We start from the raw sequence: 21,479 nt of genomic DNA on the forward strand, positions 1-21,479 counted from the left end.
ATCCCGTCGAAACAGGGAAGTGGGGAATGCCGACGCATCCATCCGAGCTGAACGAGATCGCCCGCCGCTGGGCGATCCGCGTCGGCGACCCCGCCTTCGGCGATTGGGAGGCGCTGACCGCGTGGCTGGAAGCCGATCCCGCGCACCTCGCCGCCTATGACGCCGCGGTCGACGGCGAAACATGGGCGAGCACGGCGCTGGCCGGCAAAAAAATCCGCGCCGAACGAATGAGCGAGCCGAGCACCCCCGCCCTGCTGAAGGATATTCTGGGGGTCCAGGCGCTGACGACCATCGCCGATGCCGGCCGCGCCGCCTCGCCGCGTTTCGATCGCGAGGCGTTTCTCGCCGCCGCCTCGGACGGTCTCGACGCGCTGTCGATCATGGAACGGGTGCGCCATATCGCCGACGCGCTCGCCGTCGCCCTGCCCGCCGACTACCCGGCCGCGCTGCCGATCGTCCGCACGATGGCGCCGCGCCTGACCCACGGTTTCCAGGCGGTTGCGGTCACCGAATATGTCGCGCGCCACGGCCTCGGCGATTTCGAGGCATCGATGGCGGCGCTCGCCGACCTCACCCGCCATGGCACCGCCGAATTCGCGGTCCGGCCGTTCCTCGCCCAAGCTCCCGATCGCACCCTCGCTATGATGCTGCGATGGACGGATCACGAAAACGAGCATGTCCGCCGCCTCGCCAGCGAAGGCTGCCGCCCGCGCCTGCCCTGGGCGGCACGCGTTCCGGCGTTGAAGGCCGATCCGACGCTCGGCGCCCCGATTCTCGAAGCGCTGAAAGCCGACCCCGCGCTCTATGTGCGCAAATCGGTCGCCAACCATCTCAACGACATCGCCAAGGACCGCCCGGACTGGCTGCTCGATCGCCTCGGCGGCTGGTCGCAGGCCGATGCCGCCACAAAGTGGATCGTCCGCCACGCGCTGCGCACGCTGATCAAGGCGGGCGACCCGCGCGCGCTGGCGCTGATCGGGGTCGGCCATGGCGCCGCGGTCACCGTACAGCGCTTTGCCGTCGAACCCGCGACCATCCGCCTCGGCGACCAGATCGCCATCGCGGCCACCCTCGCGTCCGATGCGACCGACGCGCAGTCGCTCGTCGTCGACTATCGCATCCACTATGCCCGCGCCGGCGGCAAGACCGCGGCGAAGGTGTTCAAATGGAAGAGCTTCGACCTCGCCGCCGGCGAAACCGCAGCGCTGGCGATCCGCCAGACGATCCGCGATTTCAGCACGCGGCGCCATCATCCGGGCCGCCACGCGGTCGACCTGATCGTCAACGGCCGGACGATGGCGACGAGCGCGTTCGAGATCGAAGGACGTAGGGACCGTCCCGGCCCTGCCTGATCGATATGGGAAGATTTGGTAGCGGAGGAGGGACTTGAACCCCCGACACCCGGATTATGATTCCGGTGCTCTAACCAGCTGAGCTACTCCGCCCCGAAAGGCCGCCGCACCCAAGATCGGGCGGGCGAGCCGCGCCTATAGATAGGCGGTGCGCCCCGGTCAATATGCTCGCTGACCTCGTCAGCGCCTGCCGCGAAAATTGCGCGTGACCGCGGTTTCCCAAGGACCGCCGCGATAATGATGCGCGGCCAGTCCCACGATCGACAGCGGACGCGGATGGAAATCGCGCCGCAATTCGGCGAGCAGCGCCCTCGCCTGCGCGGACTCGACCTTGTTCTGGACCGTGATGTGGAGCCGCGGGATGCCGCGATCCTGCGCCGACAGCGATCCGGCGAACCAGTCGGCGATATATTCGCGGATCGCGAGCAGTTCGGGGCTGTCGACGCGATAGGCGACCCCGCCACCGAGCGAAAATATGTCGCTCACCGTCGCGGGCGGCGGCCCGTCGGCGACGATCGCCTTGAGCAGTCGGTCGAGTTCGGCAAGGCACGACGGCGGCAGTTGGTGGAACAAGGTGAGGTGCGCGCTGAGGACATTGCGCGCGGGCGGGAAATGGGCCTGCCGCAGCGCATCGAAAAAGCGCTGGTCGGCCGCACCCATCGTCGCGGTCACGATGATGGGCGCGGCACCAGCGATCCGGCCGGGAGGGGGGGTGGCCGGATCGCCGATCACGAACGGAATTGGGCGCGGCAGGGAGGAGGGGGATGGCCATCGTCCATGGGACACCCGTTCGGGATCGCCGCGCATGTGGTTCGCCGGCCCGCAAACTTCCAATCGATTTTGTTCGTCACAATAATCGTACAAAGCGATGACATAATATTATCCGGTGCTTAGCCCGCTCCAGAACGCCTTCAGCGCCGCGGCGACCTCGACCGGGCGCTCGGCGATCGCCCAATGCCCTGCCCCGTCGATCACCGTGAGCGGGGTGCCGGTGGTCGCCGCAAAGCGCTGCGCCACCGACAATTCGACATAGGGATCGCCCGCGCCCCAGACGAGAGCGCCCGCCGTCGGCAGCTTCGGAATATCGAGCGCCCAGTCGTGCGCGAAGCTCAGCCCCTTCGCCGAACGATAAAGTTTCAGGATCGCGCGGCGCTTGTCCTTGTTCGCCCATTGCGCCGCCTCCTCCGCCGCGATGTCGGCGGGCATCCCCGCCGCCGCGAGTCCCTGGGCGAGCTTCGCGGGCTTGCTCAAGGCCATGAACAATTCGCCGAGGATCGGCGTGTTCCAGATCCGCGCCAGCCGGTGCCCGCGATAGTCAGGGTCAATCACCGCGTTCGACACCGCCCAGCTGCGCAGCAGGTCGGGCCGCAGCATCGCCACCCGCTGCGCGATCAGCGCGCCCCAGTCGTGGCCGATGATGTCGATCGGACCATGCGCCGCGAACAACGCCTCGGCCTGCCCCACCGCCCAGTCGGTATAAGCTTCCTTGGTCGCCGGAAAGCCCGCGGGCAGCGGCGCGGTGAAGCCGGGGAGCGCGGGCACCGCGACGGGCGTCTCGCCAAGGTCGAGTTCGGCGAGCAGGGGTCGCCAGATCGCCGGGCTGTCGGGAACGCCGTGGAGGAAAAGCTTTGCCGTCATACCGTCTCCCCTCGCCGCCGCCGATGCGACCTATTCGATCTCTCCGCGCTCCCGGCGCAGCGCGTACCATTTCTGCACATTGGCATTATGCTCCGACAGCGTCCGCGCGAAGATATGGCCGCCGTCGCCCTTGGCGACGAAGAACAGATAGTCGTTCGCCTCGGGATCGAGCACCGCGGCGATCGACGCCTTGCCGGGGTTGGCGATCGGACCCTGCGGCAGGCCCGCCATCGCATAAGTGTTATAGCCGTTCACCGCCTGGATTTCGGAGCGGAGGATGCGGCGGCCGAGCGGCTTGCCCCTGGTGATCGGATAGATGATCGTCGGGTCGGCCTGCAGCCGCATGCCGACACCGAGGCGATTGGTATAAACCCCCGCGACGGTGCGGCGCTCGGCGGCGACGCCGGTTTCCTTCTCGACGATCGAGGCCAGCGTCATCGCCTCGTTGCGGTCCTTGACCGCGGTGCGCGGGGACCGCTTTTTCCACAAATCCTCGAAGGCCCTGTCCATCGCCGTCTGCATCCGCTTGACGACGGCGGCGCGGCTTTCGCCGGTGGTGAAGGCATAGCTGTCGGGCAGGATGCTACCCTCGGCGGGCACCGGAATTTCGCCCTTCAGCCGTTTTTCGGCCATCAGCCGGTCCCAGACCATGATCGAGGGCATGCCTTCAGGAATCATCACAAGGCGCTGGATCGTCTTGCCCGACTGGAACAGCGCGAGGATGTCGCCCGCGTCCATCCCCTTTTCGATCCTGTATTCGCCGGGCTTGATCGGCGCGTCGCCGCCGAAGAAGCGCGCCTCGTTGCGAAAGCTCGACGCGGAGACCAACCCCGCTTCTTCGAGGATCTCGCCCGCCTTCGCGATGCTCGCGCCTTGCGGAATGACGACCTCGGCATCCTTCGGCGCCCCGTCCGAGCAAGCGGCGAGCAGGAGGGCGAGGATCGCCATCGTCAGCCAGCGGAACGGATGCACTTCTCATTCTCCCGTCGGTCAGATGGCTCTGCCTAAAGCCACAAAAGCCCCGCATGCACCGCACCCGATTGTGCCCTTTGTGGCTTTAACGCCGGTTGCCCGGCGGGTCGTGCCAAAGGGTAAAGCATGGTGGGATAATGTAGGAAAGGCTTTTAATCCTCCCTGTCGCGCCGCGATGGGGAGGTGGCAGCGCGAAGCGCTGACGGAGGGGCGATGGCGCGACGTTGCCGGCCCCTCCACCATTCGCTTCGCGAACGGTCCCCCTCCCCATCGCTGCGCGACAGGGAGGATCGGATGTTAGTCTACCGCCTTGACGATCAGGCTGGCGTTGGTGCCGCCGAAACCGAAGCTGTTGTTGAGCGCCGCCTTCACGACGCGCTTCTTGGCCTTCCACGGCACCAGGTCGACGCCGTCGGTGCCCTCGTCGGGATTGTCGAGGTTCAGCGTCGGGGGGACGATCTGGTCGCGGATCGCGAGGATGCAGAAGATCGTCTCGACCGCGCCGGCGCCGCCGAGCAGATGGCCGATCGCCGATTTGGTCGAGCTCATCGACACATTGGCGATCTCGTTGCCGAACAATTTCTTGACCGCGCCGAGCTCGATCGTGTCGGCCATCGTCGAGGTGCCATGCGCGTTGACATAGTCGATATCGCCGGGGGTCATGCCTGCCTTCTTCAGCGCCATTTCCATCGAGCGATAGGCACCGAAGCCCTCGGGGTGCGGCGCGGTGACATGATAGGCGTCGCCCGACAGGCCGTAACCGACGACCTCGGCATAGATCTTGGCGCCGCGTGCCTTGGCATGCTCATATTCCTCGAGCACCACCACGCCCGCGCCCTCGCCCATGACGAAGCCGTCGCGGTCCTTGTCATAGGGACGGCTGGCCTTTTCAGGCGCGTCGTTGCTGCTCATGTTGAGCGCGCGCGCCTGTGCGAAGCCGGCGATGCCGATCGGGCAGATCGTCGCCTCGGCGCCGCCCGCGAGCATGATGTCGGCATCGTCGTCGCGGATCATCCGCGCCGCGTCGCCGATCGAATGCGCGCCGGTCGAACAGGCGGTGACGACGGCATGGTTGGGACCCATCAGCCCGTATTTGATGCTGACCTGGCCCGAGATCAGGTTGATCAGGCGGCCGTGGACGAAGTGCGGCGAAACGCGGCCCGGTCCCTTTTCGGCGAGCAACAGGCTTTCGCTCTCGATCCCCGGCAGGCCGCCGATGCCCGACCCGATCGAGCAGCCAGCGCGCAGCTTTTGCTCGTCGGTCATATCCTCGAGGCCGGCGTCCTCGATCGCCTGGCCCGCCGCGTCGATGCCGAAGATGATGAAGGGGTCGACCTGGCGCTGTACCTTGTGGTCGACGCGCTTGCCGGGGTCGAAACCATATTCATGGTCGGGCCCCTTGACCTCGCACGCGATGGTGCATTTCTGGTCGGACGCGTCGAAATGGGTGATCTGGCCCGCGCCCGATTTGCCGGCGAGCAGATTGGCCCATGTGGTTTCCACATCGGCGCCCAGCGGCGTCACCAAACCCAATCCCGTCACCACAACCCGGCGCATAGTCATTCCTTTCGTCGGTCCCCGTTCGCCCGGGACCCGGCAGCATCATCGGCGCCCTTTTAGGGAAAGCGGGCGCATAAAAAAAGCTTCCCGGTCTCTGCGCGCGAGCGCTCGGGACCGGGAAGCCGGAAACGCGTGGGCGGCGTCGCCGCCGCGTCCGGCCAGGCCGGACCGCAGGGCGTTAGCCCTTGTTCGCTTCGATATAGTCGATCGCATCCTTGACGGTGGCGATCTTTTCCGCCGCGTCGTCGGGGATTTCGACACCGAATTCTTCTTCGAACGCCATCACCAGTTCGACGATGTCGAGGCTGTCTGCGCCCAGGTCGTCGATGAAGCTCGCTTCCTCGGTGACCTTGTCGGCTTCGACGCCCAGATGTTCGACGACGATCTTCTTAACCTTTTCGGCCGAATCGCTCATGCGCTATTCCTTTTCTGACTAAGCCGTGAATGTTGAAATTTGCCCTAGTGTGCGCCAGCGGGGCTGGCAAGAGGGCTGGCGTCGGGGTGCCCGGCGCGTGCTTTGTCGACCAATGCCTCCTCTGCGGCGCTATAGGCCGACCGCTTCCCTTTCTGCCCCTCCGGCACCTGGGTGACGAAATAGGCGATGCCTTGCCCGCGTTCAAGGTCGAACCACAATCCCGACCGCAAACCATAGGCATCGCCCGAATGACCAAGGCGCAGGCGGCCGTCGCCGAACAAATCGTCGCGGCACGCCGGATCGGCAAGCGCCGGGCCGCCATTGCTATGCATCGCAAGGCCAAATTCGCAGAAAAAGCCGCCGGTCCCCTCGCCGCTCGTCGGATGCACCGGGGCCATCGCCTCCAGCCGGGCCAGGCTTTGGGGCTTCAGAAAGCCGCCACCGCGGCGAAGAAACATCACGCCGATCCGCGCCAGCCCGTTCGCCGAAATACGCAAACCGCCCTGCGGGCTGAACCCGGCACCATGACGGCCGAGACGATAGGTGGCCAGATCGCAGCTGCCGTCGGCGGCGGGCACGGCCGGACAGGCGGGCAGGCGCCCTTTCAGGTCGTCGCGCTGAACGCTGCCGTCGGCGCCGTACAGCACCACCGCGCGCGCCATCGCGCCGTCGCCGCACGTCGTCCAGTTGAAACAGGCGTCGAGCTTGAGCGGCTCGAGGACCAGCCGTGCCATCGCCCGGTCGAACCGTTCGCCGGTCGCCGCCTCGATCACCGCGGCGACTACCGGATAGTTCAGATTGGCATAAGCGAAATCGCCCCCCGGCGGTCGGGCGATGTCCCACGCCGCGGGATTTTGCAGAACCCTTTCCAGATCGGTGCCGAGCGGCAGCGCATAGTCGATATTGTCGGTCAGCCCGGCGCGGTGGCCGAGCAATTGCGCCAGCGTCACCGGCGCATCGGGATGACTCGGCGCGCGCAGCCGCCAGCCGAGATAGTCGGACACGTCGCGGTCGAGATCGAGCGTCCCGGCCTCGACGAGCCGCATCACCCCGAGTGCGACGACCAGTTTGGAAATGGACGCGATCCGTACCGGATCGTCGGCGGTCAGCAGCCGCCCGGCGTCGCGATCCGCCGCGCCTTCGACGACCCGCGTTTCGATGCGGCCCTCGCGGTCGAACGCGACCGCGACCGCGGCGGGCGGAACCGGCGCGGTCGCGAGGGTCAGGGCGGCGATCGCGGTCAGCATCGGGCGATCCTGTTCGCCCGCGAACCCACTGTCAATTGGTCGCCCTGGCTGCGGCGGGCGCCGCCGCCGATCCCGGCCCGACGACACCCGATTCGCGCAGCGCGATCGACGCGCGCGCGATCACCGCGGGGGTGATCATGAACTGGCGCAGCACCATTTCGGGCGGCGCGGCGGCCGGCTGGCCGGTATAGTCGAGCAGCCGGCGCCACAATATCCGCGCTTCGTCGACCTTGCCCATCCGCGCCAGCACGACCGACCGCACCATCAGATATTGCGGTTCCATATTGCTCGGCGAGGGCATCCGGTCGAGCAGCGCCAGCGCCTCGGGCTGCTCGCCGCGCTGCGAGCGTAGGAAGGCGAGCGTCACCGCGGGAACCCCGGCGTGCGAATCGTCGAGCATCACCGAACGCGTCAGCAACGCCTCGCCGTCCGCCGTCAGCCCGCACGATGTCTTGAACAGCCCCATGAACCCCGCAAGATCGGGGTCATAGGGATTGAGCTCGACCGCGGCGTTGCCCATCGCCACCCCGCGCTGGCATTGACCGACATAAAAATGGGCGCGCGCCATCGCAAAAATTCCGGCCGCGCTGTTCGGCGCGGCCGTATAGGCGCGCCGGGCGAAATCCTGCGCCTCCGCAAAGGCTTGCTTACCCTTGGGGGTCGCGCGCAGCGGTTGCCAATCGCCGAAACGCAGCAACGACAGCGCGCCAAGCGGCACCGGATCGCCCGGCAGGTCGACGATCGTGGCGCGCAGGCAACGGTCGACCCGCTGCGCCGCCACCGGAGTGCGCATCTGCCGCAACCGGTTGAACTGCGCGAGGCACGGGAAGCCCGGCGCATAATTGTTCGGCTCGCGCTGCAACTGGTCGCGCACGATGATCCCATAATCGCCCGCCATCTGCGCGATCGCCGGCTCGAGCCCGCGAAATTCGGGAATATCGTCCTGCCCCAGCCGGATCTGCTGCGACCAGATCGCGCGCTCGTCGGCAACGCGGTTGAGCACCAGCGTCACGTCGACCGCACCGCCCTCGAGCGCGCGGACGATCGAGGCATCGAGGCGATAGTCGGCGGGGGTCTGCCGCGCCGCGGCGCCGGGACCGCGCGACGACAGCAATTGCACCAGTTCGAAACGCCGCAGCCCGTCGCGCAGCTTGCTGTCGAGCCCGCGCGCCATCGCCCGCGACGGCCCGGTGTCGCCCGCCGCCGGACTGCTCACCTCGATCGTCGGCATCGCGACGAAATCGGCGCCGAGCAAATGCCCGTCGGAACGGGCGAACCACCATCCGGCCGCGGCCGCGAACGCCAGCGCCACCACAAAACCCAGCCACAGCCAGATACCGCGCGGCCGCGATGCGGCGGCCTGCGCCGGCCTGGCGGGTACGGCGCTCCCGCCCGCGGCTTCCGGGACCGCCGCGCCGGCTGGCCCCTGCTCATCGTGCGGCGCGTCGGGCGCGTCGGCGCTCCGCGAACTCGGCGGCGCGGCGCGATGCTGGACGACGATCTCATAGCTGCCCTGCGGCACGCGCAAGCGGTGCAGCCACGGCGTCTCGGCATAATAACGGTCGAGCAGGTTGCGCAGCCGGCCAACCATCACGCGCGGATAGCTGTCGACCGCGGGATCGAAATCGGCACTGCGTCCCAGCGCCTCGGTCGCGATCGCATAGGCCTTGGGCGCGGTGCGATTGCCCTGCAGCCTGTGGTCGGCCAGATATTGGAGCAGGCGGGTGAGCACCGGCGAGCGCACGAACATCGGCGATTCTAGCAGGCGCGCCAGTTCGTCGGCGACGATCCGCTCGGCATCATCGCTGCTCTGGTCAACGCTCGCCTTCGTGCGGTCCATACTACCCCCAAATGCCCACAAGCGAGCTGCGGCGTGGTAGATACGCCAATAACGGGGCGCGACCAGCCGTTGTTACTTCTTTGTAACGGTAACAACGAACGCGAGTTCCATAACATAATATTGCGCGGCGGCAAAGTGTGTGCGGAAAAAGCCCAAACAAGGTTAAAAATTCCTTAATGGATTGCGACAACCCGCTACGTGACCCGATGTAACTCGCCAACTTGTCCCATTTCGGGCATTGCATGATTGTGGCGACGTTGTCTTCATGACGTCGCTGTCTGGTCCGGGCCTTGGTCTGGCTTGACGAATTGAGGTTGGTGAATCGGCAGGTGCGAGCTGGTCCCTGGCGCCGGTCACATGGTTCGCCCGCCTCATACACAGAGACTTCGCCGGGCGGGCGAATAGCCCCACCTGTTTTCCCGCCCGGCAAGTCCATTCATCCTTCCACAACCGAAAATCATGTGCGCGCGCCCTTGCCGGCGCATCATCGTCGCCTGCGCTGTGCATAAAGCCGCAGCGCGAGCGCGACAAGAAAGAGCGGCGCCAATATCCGCCCCTCGACATGATAGGCGGGGTCGGCGTGGATCGCCCGGCTCGCATAGCTGATGAAAAAGATCAGCCAGATATAATGGATGCCGATGCGATGGAGCCAGCTCCAGCCGCGCCCGAGCAGCCGCTGCGACGCGTCGTTCGAGGTCAGCGCCATCAGATAGATCATCGCATAGGCCAGCCCGCCGCCGACCAGCGTCGCGACCGGCCGCGGGCGAAAGGCGATGATGTTCACCAGCAGCGCGGCGAGATGGATCGTATGCGCCAGCGCGAACCCCAGCCCCCATTGGCGGCGGCGCCTTAACAGCGCGGCGGTGATCGCCCCCGGCCACAACCGCCACAGGGTCGACGCGAGATAGGCGACGAGAAAGACCGGCGCGGCGGCACGGGCGGTCCAGCGCGCCGCGAGCAGCGCCTCCTGCGGCGCCCCCTTGCCGGCGAGCAACGCCGCGCCGACCGCGACCAGCCCAGCCGCCAGTCCGATGAGGAGCGGCGTCCACCGCCGGTCGAGCCAGACCGCGGCGCTCAGGCCGGGCCGATCCGAAAGGCGCAAAGCTTGTTGCCGTCGAGGTCGCGGAAATAGGCGGCGTAAAAGGCCTGCTCGCCTTCGTCGCCGCGCACCCCCGGCGCCCCTTCGCACGTCCCGCCGAGTTCGAGCGCCCTGGCGTGCAGCGCATCGACCTTGGCACGCTCGTCAACGACCAGCGCCGCCATATGGCCGTTGCCGCGATCTGCGGGCTGGCCGTCATAGGGCCGCGTCACCGCGATCCCCGGCTGGCCCCAGCCGGTGCCGTACAGCGTGAAACCGTTGGCCTCCGTATCCGACATGCGCATCAACTCGCTGGCGCCGATCGTCCCGAGCAGCGCGGAATAAAATTCCCGCGCCCGGTCCAGATCGCTGGCGCCCATGGTCACATAACCCAGCATGACTCGTCTCCCTTCAGATTTTCGCGACCGGCGCTTCGGGGACCGGGATGACGATATCATCCGGCCCGCACTCACCCTTGCGTTCGCCGGTCACATGCCAGACCATCTTGCCCTTGACCGAACCATCGGGTTTGAGCCCGGTGATCGTCGCCGTCACATCCTGCGCGGTCGTGCCGCTTATTCCCTTGCCCGCAATCGTCATCGATCCGCCCGGCCCTTCGCATGTCGCGGAAAAATCGACATTCTTGCCGCTCGAAATCCGCCGTCCAAAGCGACAATCGCCACCTTGCGAAGCCAGATCCGCGACACGCTTCGCAATATCCATCCGCTCGGCCAGTTCGGGCGTGATGCACAGCGTTGCGTTGCCCAGTTCGGCGAACATCGCGTTCAACTCTTCCCTGGCATTCGCCGGAGCACCTTCGCCGCTCAGTTCGAGAACCTCGATCTTTTGCGTCCAGCTGCCGGGCCGGGGCTTTTCGGGCGGCGCCTGTTCGGCCGCCCCCTTGTCGCCGCACGCCGCGAGGACGAGGCTGCCGGCGAACGCCAGAACCATGCCTCTTGTCATGGCCATTCCCCTGTCCTTCGAAATCATGATGCGATCATCCTCCCCATATCGTCCGGCTTGGCAATGCCAATATCGCGGCGCTATTTCGCTTTCTCGGCCATCCGCCGCGCGATCGGTCCTTCGACCTTCATGACGTCGACGAAAAGCTTGTCGGGCCGGGCCGCACATTCGAGCCGGGCCGCGGCAAAGCGCATGTCGAACGCCGCCTTCTTTTCCTTGAACTGCGAAACCTGCGTCAGCATGCCCTGCGACAGCGCGCTGATGCCCAGCATCATCGAATAGAATTCATTCTTCTCGCTCGCCGGCCAATTGGCGGCCCACCAGCTTTCGTCGCGCGCGAACTGGTCGCAGCGATAGCGCAATATGCCGCCGCCGGGCCCGGGCGTGCGGTAATTGTCGAAGCTGAAGGGCACCCGCACCGGCAGCGCATAAGGCTGCCCCGCCCCATCGCGATAGGGGCGATAGCGCGACGCGGTGGCGGCTTCGAGTGCCGCCGCGTCCAGCGAGGCCGACCGGCTGCTCTGGAATACGACCGCGTCGATCATCCGCCCGTCGGGACCAATTTTGCCGTCGATCACCACCTTGCCATGTTCCCCCGCCGCGCGTGCCGCATCGCTGAACACCGGTTCGACGCGCGTCACATACATGGGATGACCGCCCGCCGCTTCGAACGAAAAGGGCAACAGCGCGGGGACCGCAATCGCCTTGCCCGCCTTGTCGACCGCCGGGGTGAATTTCAGCCCGCGCGCCGCAGCCAGCGCCGACGCGTCGAGTTCGGGCGGTGCGTTGCTGTACCGGATCGCCGCTTCGCTGACACTCCCCTCGGCGGTCACGATGATCGATATGCGTCCCTGGCCCAGCATTCCCGCCGCACGCTGTTCGTCGCTATAGGCCGGCTGGAATTCGCCGATCAGCCGCGGCCCCCGCGCCATCTGCGCCTGGTTCGCGAGCGCCTCGACCATCGCCGGACTTTTTCCGACTTCGACCGTTTCGGCGGGCGACGCGGCTGGTGCGGTGGCATCGCCCTGCAGCGTCATGGCCATGAAAATAAGCGGCAAAACAGACAGCGACACCCTATCCCCCTCGAAAGCCCGACCCCCTCGCCTTTCGGCCTTGGATTGGCGCCTATAACCTCCATATTGGCGGGGATGGCAATTCAGATTCGCACCTCGCTCGACGAAATCGATACCGCCCCCGATTACGTCCCCCACCGCCCCGCGCGCCCCGACAAGGTCGAGGGCGGCAGGGCGTTCGAACTGGTCAGCGAATATGAGCCGGCGGGCGACCAGCCGACCGCGATCCGCGAACTGGTCGATACCGCGCTGACCGGCGAGCGCGACCAGGTGCTGCTCGGGGTCACCGGCTCGGGCAAGACCTTCACCATGGCCAAGATGATCGAGGCGCTACAGCGCCCGGCGCTGATCCTCGCCCCGAACAAGATTCTCGCGGCGCAATTATACGGCGAATTCAAGAGCTTCTTCCCGAACAACGCGGTCGAATATTTCGTCAGCTACTACGACTATTACCAGCCCGAGGCCTATGTGCCGCGCTCCGACACCTACATCGAAAAAGAGTCGAGCGTGAACGAGGCGATCGACCGCATGCGCCACTCGGCGACGCGTGCGCTGCTCGAACGCGACGATGTGATCATCGTCGCGTCGGTGTCGTGCCTCTATGGCATCGGCTCGGTCGAGACCTATTCGGCGATGATCTTCGACCTCAAGAAAGGTCAGGTCGTCGACAACCGCGAGATCATCCGCAAGCTCGTCGCGCTCCAGTATAAGCGCAACGACCAGGCCTTCGCGCGTGGCAATTTCCGCGTCCGCGGCGACAGCCTCGAAATCTTCCCCTCGCATTATGAGGACATGGCCTGGCGCGTCAGCTTCTTCGGCGACGAGATCGAGGAGATCACCGAGTTCGACCCGCTGACCGGCAAGAAGATCGCCAACCTCAACCATGTCCGCATCTATGCGAACAGCCACTATGTGACCCCCGGCCCGACGCTCAAGCAGGCGTCGGAGGCGATCAAGCATGAGCTGACCGAACGCCTCAAGGAACTCGAAGTCGAGGGCCGGTTGCTCGAGGCCCAACGGCTCGAACAGCGGACCAATTTTGACCTCGAGATGATCGCCGCGACCGGCAGTTGCGCGGGGATCGAGAATTACAGCCGCTTCCTCACCGGCCGCCTGCCCGGCGAGCCGCCGCCGACCCTGTTCGAATATCTCCCCGACAACGCTTTGCTCTTCGTCGACGAGAGCCACCAGACGATCCCGCAGATCGGCGCGATGTCGAAAGGCGATCACCGCCGCAAGATCACGCTCGCCGAATATGGCTTCCGCCTGCCCTCGTGCATCGACAATCGCCCGCTGCGTTTTGCCGAATGGGACGTGATGCGTCCGCAGACGGTCAGCGTCTCGGCGACCCCGGGTACCTGGGAAATGGACCGCACCCAGGGTGTCTTCGCCGAGCAGGTGATCCGCCCCACCGGCCTCATCGACCCGCCGGTCTTCATCAAGCCGGTAGAAGAACAGGTCGACGACCTGATCATGGAGGCGAAGGCGACCGCGGCGGCGGGGTACCGCACCCTCGTCACCACACTCACCAAGCGCATGGCCGAGGACCTCACCGAATTTCTCCACGAGGCGGGGCTGAAGGTCCGCTACATGCACAGCGACGTCGAGACGCTCGAACGCATCGAAATCATCCGCGACCTGCGGCTCGGGGTGTTCGACGTGCTCGTCGGCATCAATCTGCTGCGCGAGGGGCTCGACATCCCCGAATGCGGGCTCGTCGCGATCCTCGACGCCGACAAGGAGGGTTTCCTGCGCAGCGAAACCAGCCTCGTCCAGACGATCGGCCGCGCCGCACGCAACGTCGATGGCCGCGTCATCCTCTACGCCGACCGCATCACCGGCAGCATGGAACGCGCGATGCGCGAAACCGACCGCCGCCGCGAAAAGCAGGAGGCGTACAACGCCGAACACGGCATCACCCCGACGACGATCAAGCGCAACATCGGCGACATCATCGCGCATGTCGCGTCGAAGGATCAGGTGACGATCGACATCGGCGACGACAAGCCGGCGCATATGGTCGGGCACAATCTGCGCGCACACATCGCCGACCTCGAAAAACAGATGCGCGACGCCGCCGCCGACCTCGAATTCGAGCAGGCGGGCAAGCTCCGCGACGAAATCCGCCGGCTCGAAGCCGACGAGCTGGGCCTGCCGGCGGATCAGCAAGTGGCGCCGCGCGTCGGGCGCTCGAACGAGGGCAAGCCGGGCACGCGCAAGGGGCGGTTCGGAAAGGCTAGCAAGACCAAGTGGGGCCGGTGACGACCCGATGGCTGTGATCCGCTGGGGCATGATCGGTTGCGGCAACGTAACCGAGCGCAAAAGCGCGCCCGCCTATCGGCAGGTGGAGGGTTTCGCCCTGCACGGCCTCTATGGCCGCACCCGCTCAAAGGCCGATGACTATGCCGCCCGTCACGGCGTACCGCATGTCTTCGATAGCGCCGAGGCGCTGATCAACGCCTCCGATATCGACGCCGTCTATATCGCGACCCCGCCCGACAGCCACGAAGCCTATGCGCTCGACGTCGCGCGCGCGGGCAAGCCCTGCTGCATCGAAAAGCCGATGGCACCCGACCACGCTGCCTGCGTCCGTATCCGCGACGCCTTCGCCGCGCGCGACCTGCCGCTCTTCGTCGCTTATTACCGTCGCACGCTCCCCCGCTTCCGGCAGGTCAAGGCTTGGCTCGACGAGGGTGCGATCGGATGCGTGCGCCATGTCCACTGGACGCTGACCAAGCCTGCCAGCCCCGCCGATGTCGAAGCGACCAACTGGCGCGTCGACGCGGCGGTCGCGCCCGGCGGCTATTTCGACGACCTCGCGAGCCACGGCCTCGACCTGTTCTGCTGGCTGTTCGGCGAGGTTGCCGACGTCGCGGGCTTCGCGGTCAACCAGCAGGGCCGCTACAGCGCCGCCGATGCGGTGACCGGATGCTGGCTGCACCGGGCGGGCGTGACGGGGTCGGGAAGCTGGAATTTCGGCGCGGCGGAGCGGCAGGACCGGGTCGAGATCATTGGCAGCGGCGGCCGCATCCTGTTTTCGATCTTCGACGACGCGCCCCAGCGGCTCGTTCGCGACGGCACCGCCGTCGAGACGGTCGTCGAGCATCCACCGGTCATCCAGCATTTCCACGTCGAGGCGATGCGCGATCATCTCGCGGGTCGCGGCCCGCATCCCTCGACCGGCGAAAGCGCCGCGCATACCGCTTGGGTGATGGACCGAATCCTGTCGCGCCGCTGAGGCTCTCCGCTTCGACCAAAGCCCCACCGCCACCGACCGACACCCTTGCCCGCTCCCCGTGCCCGGATTAGCGTCCGCGCCTCAACCGGGGAGAAAATCATGAAATCGGGTCCGTCGCTCATCGCCCTGGCGCTCGCCTTTGCCGCGCCTGCCATCGTCCATGCGCAGGACGCGCCCGCCGACAAGGCCAAGGCAGAAAAGCCCACCGACATCACCCCGCAGGTTCGCACAACGAAACTGAGCGGAACCTTCGGCGGCCAGCGGATCAATTACGCCGCGACGATCGGTGAGACGATCATCAAGACCAAGGACGGCGTGCCCGAAGTCGCGGTCGTCACCACCTCCTATATCAAGGAGCCGCGCGACCCCAACCGCCCGATCACCTTCCTGTTCAACGGCGGCCCGGGATCGGGCACCGTCTGGCTGATGATGGGCGCCTTTGGTCCCAAGCGCGTCGCCATCCCCGGCACCGGGGTCGACGACGGCGCCCCGCCCTATCCGATCGTCGACAATCCCGACGCCTTGCTCGACGTCACCGACGTCGTGTTCATCGACCCGCCGGGCACCGGCTTTTCGCACCTGATCGGCAAGGCCGATCCGAAGGATTATTACGGGGTCACGCAGGACGCCAAGCTCGTCGCCTCGGTCATCCGGCTGTGGCTCAACGACAATGGCCGCTGGAACAGCCCCAAATATCTCGGCGGCGAAAGCTATGGCACCACCCGCTCGGCGGCGGTCGCCAACGAGTTGATGAACGACACCTACAATGATGTCGCGCTCAACGGCATCATCCTGATCTCGACCGTGCTCGATTTCGCAGCGGGGGCCGACACCCCGGGCAACGAGCTGTCGCCGATCACCAACCTGCCCTCGATGGCCGCGACCGCGCTCTATCATGGCAAGGCGCAGGCCTCGTCGGTCGAGGGCTTCGTCGAGGAAGCGCGGCAATGGGCGATCGGCCCCTATGCATCGGCGCTGCTCAAGGGCCAGAAGCTCCAGGGCGAGGAACGCGCCGCGATCCGCCGCGACCTCGCGCGCTTCACCGGACTCAGCGAGACCTATCTCGAACAGGCCGACCTGCGCGTCACCCCGCAGCGCTTCTACAAGGAATTGCTGCGCGACCGTGGCCTGACCGTCGGCCGCCTCGACAGCCGCTACACCGGCAAGGATTATGACAATGCCGGCGAAGGCCCCGACAACGACCCCAGCTTCTATGGCATCGACGCCTCTTATACGGCCGCGATCAACAGCTGGGCGCGCGACGGCCTCGGCTTCAAGACCGACCGCGAGTACCAATCGATCGGCAGCATCGGCGGGCAATGGGACTGGCGCATCGGCGGCCGCGACACCAACGCCTACCTCAACGTCGCGCCCTATATCGGACAGGCGTTGCGTGAGAATTCAGGGCTGAAGGTGCTGGTCGCGCAGGGCTATTATGATTTCGCGACGCCGTTCTTCGCCGCCGAATATGCGCTGTCGCGCACCGGCATCCCGCAGGACCGCATCCACTACACTTATTATGGCGCAGGCCACATGATGTATATCCGCGACGAGGATCGCCACAAATTGTCCGAGGATGTGCGGGCGTTCATCCGGACGCGGTGAGCGCGGCATCACGGCAACCGACCCCTCCTCCCCCTCCCGCCTGCGGGAGGGGGAGGCAAAAGATCAGCGCAGCACGCCCTTTGCCGCCATCGCGCGGGCATAGAAAAACAGCGCGATCGCGACGACCCAGATCACCGCGAGGAACCCCAGCACGCCGGCACCGAACAGCGCCTGATATTCGGCCGACTTGAGCCCGACCTGATAGACGCTCATCAACCCGAGGCCGACCAGCGAGACCAGAAAGGCGGTCACCGCGTGGCGGCTGCGCGCCAGCAACAGCAAGGTGCCCGCCATCGCGCCCCAGACGCCGAGCGCCCAGCCTATGTCGGCCCAGATCGGATAGGCGTCGATCCAGGCGATCTGTTCGGGCTTCAACTGCGCGCCTTCCAGATACCAGGCCGCCTTGGTCTTGAACCCGACATAGTCGGACACCGGGATCAGGTGCCACAGGAACGAAGCCCCCGCGACGACCCACAGGTGCCAGGGCGTTTTGCCAGCTTGTGTCATAATCGGTCTCCCCCTCCAGAAACGCCGATGAAACTATCATGCTTCGCCCCCGCCAGCAATGTAGTGATATAGCGCCGCAATACAGCGGAATCCGCGAACAGGCTTGGCAAATGCGGCGCGGCACCCGATAGGCATCGCCATGTGTGTCGTCGCCCTCGCCCACCAAATCCATCCCGACTGGCCGCTGATCCTGATCGGCAACCGCGACGAGTTTCACGCCCGCCCCGCCGCGCCGCTCGCCGCATGGAACGACGGCAACGGCATCGTCGCCGGCCGCGACCTGCAGGCCGGCGGCACCTGGCTCGGCGTCCACCAGCCGAGCGGCCGCACCGTCGTCGTCACCAATGTGCGCGGCGCGATGCCCGACCCCGCGAAGGAATCGCGCGGCGCGCTCGTCACCGACATGCTGCGCGGCGATGGCCGCTTCGCCGATCCCGAAGCGGACGATCTGCCGCGGTTCAACGCCTTCAATCTGTTTGCCGTTGGCGGCGGCGAGGCGCGGCTGCTGACCAATCGCCCGGTGCCGCTGATCATGCCGCTCGCGCCCGGCGTCCACGCGCTCGCCAACGAACCCGTCGACCAGCCCTGCCCGCGCGCCGAACGGCTGCGCGCCGCGCTGGCGGCGGTGGTCGAAGCGCGCACCGATCCGGCATCGCTGCTCGACACGCTGATGGAGGAGGACGATCCAGCGCTGTTCCTGCGCGGCGACCTCTACGGCACCCGCGCCTCGACGCTCGTCCTGATCGCCGCCGACGGTAGCGTGCAGATGACCGAGCGCCGATACGAAGCGGGCGGCCGTCCCATTGGAACGACCGCCCGCAATTTTTCGATCGGCTGAACGCCCGCGCGCTTATTTCGGCGCGATCACCATCAGCATCTGGCGGCCTTCGGTGCGCGGATGCGCCTCGACCTTCGCGATTTCCGAGGTCAGTTCGGCGACGCGCTGGAGCACGTTGAGGCCGAGCTGGGTGTGGCTCATTTCGCGGCCGCGGAACCGCATGGTCATCTTGACCTTGTCGCCTTCCTCGAGGAAGTCGAACACCTTGCGCATCTTCACGTCGAAATCATGATCGTCGATGTTCGGACGCATCTTGATCTCTTTGATTTCCTGCGTCTTCTGGCTCTTGCGAGCGAGGTTCGCCTTTTTCTGGGCTTCGTATTTATACTTGCCCACGTCGAGGAACTTGCACACCGGCGGATCGGCGTTGGGGGATACTTCGACCAGGTCGAGGCCCACCGAGGCCGCCTGTTCGATCGCTTCAGCAGTCAGCATGACGCCCAGATTTTCGCCTTCCTCGTCGATCACGCGGACCTTGGGCGAGGCGATGAATTCATTGTATCGCGGGCCGTTCTTGGGCGGCATAGGCGCCATCGGGCGGCGAATTGTGGGCGGTGGTATAGCTGTATCTCCTGGTCGTGAATAATAGGCGCGCGGAATCGACGCGATCGCGCGCACCGCTCATATAGGGAACGCGCAGCCGTCGTAAAGGCTGCCCGTGGTAAATGGGTGCCGCTTTTCGCCCGACTGTGGCGACTATGCCACGCTCGGAGAGGCGCGAACCCCGCTCACCACTTCGTCGGCGCGGGTTCGATCACGCGAAAACCGCCCGCCCCGACTTCGCTGACCTCGAGCGCGCGGATCGCGATGCCGCGGTTGTTGAAGCGGAAAATGCCGTCGATCCCGCCGAAACCATCGGCCGCGAGCAGCTGGTTCACCGGGAAATTCGTCCCCGGTTTCCAGTCGCGCGAAATCCGCACCGTCAGCAGGACCGAGTCATAGCCCAGGCTGGCGAGACGATAGGGCGCCTTGCCGAACCGGGTGCGATATTTGCCCGCGAGCTGGCCATAGAGCCCGTCCGACACGCTGGCGAACCACGACCCGCGCATCGCAGCGTTAGTGCCGAGCGACGAATCGGTGTTCCACAGCTCGGTCCCCAGGATCTGCTTGCCGCCGGTGCCCTTGATGATCGGCACCGCGCGGATCGCATTGCCGCCCGAATCGGCGATCAGCACCGCATCCATCGCGCCGCCATTGGCGAGCCGCCGCGCCGCACCGGTCAGCGCGGTGGCGCTGCGATCATAGCTTTCGACCGCGACCAGCGTGCCGCCCGCTTCGGCCACCGCGGCGCGGAATGCCGCCGCCGACCGGTCGCCATAGACATTTTTCGGTACCAGCGCACCGAAGCGGACATGGCCCTTGCCGCGCGCATAGGCGACGACGCGCTCGACCGACTGGCCGGGGACGAAGCCCATGATGAAGACGCCATTGCCGGCGACGCCGCTGTCGTTCGAAAAGCTCAATACCGGCACCTTCGCGGCGCGGGCGACCGGCGCCACCGCCGCGACATCCTCGGTCAGCAACGGGCCGAGGATCAGCTTGTTGCCGTCGGCGACCGCCTGCTGCGCCGCCGCCGCCGCGCCGAGCGCGGTGTCATAGGTGGTGATGCGGACGCGTTCGGTCTTGGTGTCGAGCAGCGCCAGCGTCGTCGCATTGGCGATCGCCATGCCGACATCGGCATTGGGTCCGGTCTGCGGCACCAGCAGCGCGACGCGGTGACGGTCGGTATCGGTCGGCAGTCCGGGTTCGATCGCCTCGGGCGGACGATCGGGCGTCACCACCGTCGTCGGACCATTGCCCTTGGGCACGACCTGGCACGCCGCGAGCAGCCCCGCCATCGCCATCACCGCCGCCATGCGCAGCATTTGCCGCCGCGGCGACGCATTATTTTGGCGCTCGGCAGCAGTTTCTGCCATTTGCGGCATCATGCCGGATTCGACCATCTCAAATTCTCCCTTGCCCGGACTCTATATCGTCGCGACCCCCATCGGCAACCTCGGCGACATCACGGCGCGCGCCGCGGCGACGCTGGCCCGCGCCGACCTGATCGCCGCCGAAGACACGCGTGTGACGGCGAAGCTGCTTTCGCATCTGGGTTTGCGAATTCCGATGACCCCCTATCACGACCATAGCGACGAACGCACGCGCGCCGCGCTGGTTGCGCGGATGGCCGACGAAGTCGTCGTTTTGGTGTCGGATGCCGGCACCCCACTGATTTCCGACCCCGGCTACAAGCTGGTGCGCGACGCGCGCGCGGCGGGGCGCCACGTCACCACCTTGCCCGGCCCCTGCGCCGCGATCGCCGCGATCACTTTGTCGGGGCTACCCAGCGACCGCTTCCTGTTCGCGGGCTTCCTGCCCAGCAAGGCCAAGGCCCGCGCCGACACCATCGCCGAATTTGCCGGCCTGCGCGCAAGTCTCGTCTTCTACGAAAGCGGGCCGCGCCTCTCGGCATCGCTCGCCGCGCTCGCCGAAGGACTGGGCGACCGCGAGGCCGCCGTGGCGCGCGAGATCAGCAAGCTCTTCGAACAATGCGTCACCGGCACGCTGACCGAACTGTCGGCACGCTACGCCGACGCCCCGCCGAAGGGCGAGATCGTCGTCATCGTCGGCCCGCCCGGCGAAGCGGTGACCGAAACCGCCGACGACGCCACCCTCGATGCGGCGCTCCGCGAAGCGATGGCCGACAAGCCGGTGGCGCAGGCCGCCAAGGCGGTCGCCAAGCGCTTCGGACTCGACCGCCACGATGTTTACGCCCGCGCGCTCACGCTCAAGGGCGCCGGGTGAAACGCGCCGAGGCCGAGGCGCGCGGGCGCAAGGCCGAACGCCGTGCCGCCTGGTGGCTTCGCCTCCATGGCTGGCGCATCCTTGGTCAGCGATTGCGCGTCCCGGTCGGCGAAGTCGATCTGGTCGCCCGCCGCGGCCGCATTATCGCCTTCATCGAGGTCAAATGGCGCGACCGGCCCGAGGATCTCGATCTCGCGATCGACCAATATCGCCTCCGCCGCGTCGCCGCGGCGGCCGAAATGCTCGCCCCGCGCTTCGCCCGGCCACAGGACGACATCCGGATCGACGTGATGCTCCTTGCGCCGCGCCGCCTGCCACGCCATCTGGTCCACGTCTGGCAGCCCTGACGGCGCCCAAGGAGAAGAG

At 66.5% G+C, this 21,479-nt stretch carries 21 protein-coding genes and 1 tRNA gene; 7 read left to right on the forward strand and 15 right to left on the reverse strand.

The genetic code is table 11. The features are described from left to right. Positions 1-26: 26 nt before the first annotated feature. Positions 27-1,352, forward strand: coding sequence for a DNA alkylation repair protein (locus tag EEB18_RS04310; protein ID WP_262408119.1), 1,326 nt, complete (start codon positions 27-29; stop codon positions 1,350-1,352). Between the two features lie 16 nt (positions 1,353-1,368). On the opposite strand, the gene EEB18_RS04315 is transcribed toward EEB18_RS04310, so the two are convergent. The 12 genes from EEB18_RS04315 to EEB18_RS04370 all read right to left on the reverse strand — a co-directional run bounded on the left by EEB18_RS04315 (position 1,369) and on the right by EEB18_RS04370 (position 12,108). After that, positions 1,369-1,445 (reverse strand) — tRNA-Met (locus EEB18_RS04315). 87 nt (positions 1,446-1,532) lie between these two features. Beyond that, entirely contained in the window at positions 1,533-2,012 is a 480-nt protein-coding gene (locus tag EEB18_RS04320; RefSeq protein ID WP_187142355.1) for a 2'-5' RNA ligase family protein, read from the reverse strand. A 219-nt stretch (positions 2,013-2,231) separates the two neighbouring features. After that, positions 2,232-2,990, reverse strand: coding sequence for an alpha/beta fold hydrolase (locus tag EEB18_RS04325; RefSeq protein WP_187142348.1), 759 nt, complete (start codon positions 2,988-2,990; stop codon positions 2,232-2,234). Between the two features lie 30 nt (positions 2,991-3,020). Further along, the gene (gene mltG / locus EEB18_RS04330; protein WP_187142356.1) at positions 3,021-3,938 is read right to left on the reverse strand and encodes an endolytic transglycosylase MltG; all 918 of its coding nucleotides are present in this window, start codon (positions 3,936-3,938) and stop codon (positions 3,021-3,023) included. 321 nt (positions 3,939-4,259) lie between these two features. Further along, positions 4,260-5,519 (reverse strand): beta-ketoacyl-ACP synthase II, encoded by a 1,260-nt coding sequence (fabF, locus tag EEB18_RS04335; RefSeq protein WP_056349227.1) that lies wholly within the window; start codon positions 5,517-5,519, stop codon positions 4,260-4,262. A gap of 181 nt (positions 5,520-5,700) precedes the next feature. After that, positions 5,701-5,937: an acyl carrier protein gene (locus EEB18_RS04340; RefSeq protein WP_003039428.1), complete on the reverse strand. Its 237-nt coding sequence runs from the start codon at positions 5,935-5,937 to the stop codon at positions 5,701-5,703. Between the two features lie 44 nt (positions 5,938-5,981). Next, positions 5,982-7,184, reverse strand: coding sequence for a serine hydrolase domain-containing protein (locus EEB18_RS04345; RefSeq protein WP_187142349.1), 1,203 nt, complete (start codon positions 7,182-7,184; stop codon positions 5,982-5,984). Positions 7,185-7,215: 31 nt separating this feature from the next. Next, positions 7,216-9,024 (reverse strand): tetratricopeptide repeat protein, encoded by a 1,809-nt coding sequence (locus tag EEB18_RS04350; RefSeq protein ID WP_187142350.1) that lies wholly within the window; start codon positions 9,022-9,024, stop codon positions 7,216-7,218. Between the two features lie 484 nt (positions 9,025-9,508). Continuing rightward, on the reverse strand, positions 9,509-10,126 hold the full coding sequence (locus tag EEB18_RS04355; RefSeq protein WP_187142351.1) for a hypothetical protein: 618 nt from the start codon (positions 10,124-10,126) through the stop codon (positions 9,509-9,511). Continuing rightward, positions 10,099-10,500, reverse strand: coding sequence for a VOC family protein (locus EEB18_RS04360; RefSeq protein WP_056349214.1), 402 nt, complete (start codon positions 10,498-10,500; stop codon positions 10,099-10,101). The genes EEB18_RS04355 and EEB18_RS04360 overlap by 28 nt, the downstream gene beginning before the upstream one ends. A 13-nt stretch (positions 10,501-10,513) precedes the next feature. Then, complete coding sequence (locus EEB18_RS04365) at positions 10,514-11,071, reverse strand: DUF3617 domain-containing protein (RefSeq protein ID WP_187142352.1); 558 nt, start codon at positions 11,069-11,071, stop codon at positions 10,514-10,516. A 74-nt stretch (positions 11,072-11,145) separates the two neighbouring features. Next, positions 11,146-12,108 (reverse strand): TonB family protein, encoded by a 963-nt coding sequence (locus EEB18_RS04370; protein WP_187142353.1) that lies wholly within the window; start codon positions 12,106-12,108, stop codon positions 11,146-11,148. Between the two features lie 105 nt (positions 12,109-12,213). Here EEB18_RS04370 and uvrB point away from each other — a divergent pair, with 105 nt between their 5' ends. The 3 genes from uvrB (at position 12,214) to EEB18_RS04385 (ending at position 16,981) form a co-directional block, all read left to right on the forward strand. Next, entirely contained in the window at positions 12,214-14,400 is a 2,187-nt protein-coding gene (gene uvrB, locus EEB18_RS04375) for an excinuclease ABC subunit UvrB (protein WP_187669073.1), read from the forward strand. 7 nt (positions 14,401-14,407) lie between these two features. Beyond that, entirely contained in the window at positions 14,408-15,376 is a 969-nt protein-coding gene (locus EEB18_RS04380; protein WP_187142274.1) for a Gfo/Idh/MocA family protein, read from the forward strand. A gap of 99 nt (positions 15,377-15,475) precedes the next feature. Then, on the forward strand, positions 15,476-16,981 hold the full coding sequence (locus EEB18_RS04385; RefSeq protein ID WP_187142273.1) for a S10 family peptidase: 1,506 nt from the start codon (positions 15,476-15,478) through the stop codon (positions 16,979-16,981). 63 nt (positions 16,982-17,044) lie between these two features. On the opposite strand, the gene EEB18_RS04390 is transcribed toward EEB18_RS04385, so the two are convergent. Further along, positions 17,045-17,488, reverse strand: coding sequence for a hypothetical protein (locus tag EEB18_RS04390; protein WP_187142272.1), 444 nt, complete (start codon positions 17,486-17,488; stop codon positions 17,045-17,047). A 139-nt stretch (positions 17,489-17,627) separates the two neighbouring features. Between EEB18_RS04390 and EEB18_RS04395 the strand changes: the two genes are divergently transcribed. Then, entirely contained in the window at positions 17,628-18,326 is a 699-nt protein-coding gene (locus EEB18_RS04395) for an NRDE family protein (protein WP_187142271.1), read from the forward strand. A gap of 12 nt (positions 18,327-18,338) precedes the next feature. On the opposite strand, the gene infC is transcribed toward EEB18_RS04395, so the two are convergent. Further along, complete coding sequence (gene infC, locus EEB18_RS04400; RefSeq protein ID WP_056349184.1) at positions 18,339-18,860, reverse strand: translation initiation factor IF-3; 522 nt, start codon at positions 18,858-18,860, stop codon at positions 18,339-18,341. A 194-nt stretch (positions 18,861-19,054) separates the two neighbouring features. Further along, complete coding sequence (locus EEB18_RS04405) at positions 19,055-20,191, reverse strand: penicillin-binding protein activator (protein ID WP_156377837.1); 1,137 nt, start codon at positions 20,189-20,191, stop codon at positions 19,055-19,057. A 61-nt stretch (positions 20,192-20,252) separates the two neighbouring features. Between EEB18_RS04405 and rsmI the strand changes: the two genes are divergently transcribed. Together rsmI and EEB18_RS04415 are read left to right on the forward strand one after the other, a co-directional pair. After that, positions 20,253-21,113 (forward strand): 16S rRNA (cytidine(1402)-2'-O)-methyltransferase, encoded by an 861-nt coding sequence (gene rsmI, locus EEB18_RS04410; RefSeq protein ID WP_187142270.1) that lies wholly within the window; start codon positions 20,253-20,255, stop codon positions 21,111-21,113. Beyond that, positions 21,110-21,460, forward strand: coding sequence for a YraN family protein (locus EEB18_RS04415; protein WP_187142269.1), 351 nt, complete (start codon positions 21,110-21,112; stop codon positions 21,458-21,460). Before rsmI ends, EEB18_RS04415 begins: the two co-directional genes overlap by 4 nt. The last annotated feature ends 19 nt before the right edge of the window (positions 21,461-21,479 follow it).

It is taken from the genome of Sphingopyxis sp. OPL5 (assembly GCF_003797775.2).
In the GTDB taxonomy this organism is placed as follows: Bacteria; Pseudomonadota; Alphaproteobacteria; order Sphingomonadales; family Sphingomonadaceae; genus Sphingopyxis.